This window comes from Paenibacillus sp. 01T422 (assembly GCF_056398785.1).
This window is the reverse complement of sequence record NZ_JBFTQB010001615.1, coordinates 1-496: the sequence shown is the minus strand read 5'-3', so window position 1 is coordinate 496 and position 496 is coordinate 1. Positions and strand designations below refer to the sequence as shown.

The window sequence follows — 496 nt, the reverse complement described above, 5'->3', positions numbered from 1 at the left end:
CAACTATCGTTATTACAGTAGTGAATAACACGTAATAGCCGAATTGAATCCAGCCACTCCGATGGCTCGGATAATACGAGTTAAACACCGCGCATGTCATCGGATAGGCCATATATTCGTAGGTGAAGCTCGTCCGGCTAACGTCGGCAAGCTCCCTTACGGGATAGGCGAGAAGTTGGAGTTCGACCACGGCATGACCGAAAATACACGTAATATACTGTTTGAACAAAAAAGCGACCATCGCCAATCGACGTTTCTGCCGCGGGATAATGAGAATCAATAACAATGAAAGGATCCACACTGAAACGATAATGCCGTATTGCAACAGTAAACTCATCGCTCATTCGCTTCCTTCCTGAAAACTTTGCGATCCCTAAAGAACCAACTCGCTAGACCGCGGACGGACAGAAATATAATCGAGTACACAATCGCTATCAGACTCCAGTGGAAATGAACATAATCCACCAATTCGGTTTTTGCGGCTAGCATCCCGTCG

The 496-nt window shown here is 46.2% G+C and carries 1 protein-coding gene; it reads right to left on the bottom strand.

Annotated elements, in window-relative coordinates:
- Nucleotides 1–337 (bottom strand): CBO0543 family protein (locus AC1DUA_RS40435; protein WP_477504994.1); only part of this gene is annotated, 337 nt, incomplete at its 3' end.
- Nucleotides 338–496: the final 159 nt, after the last annotated feature.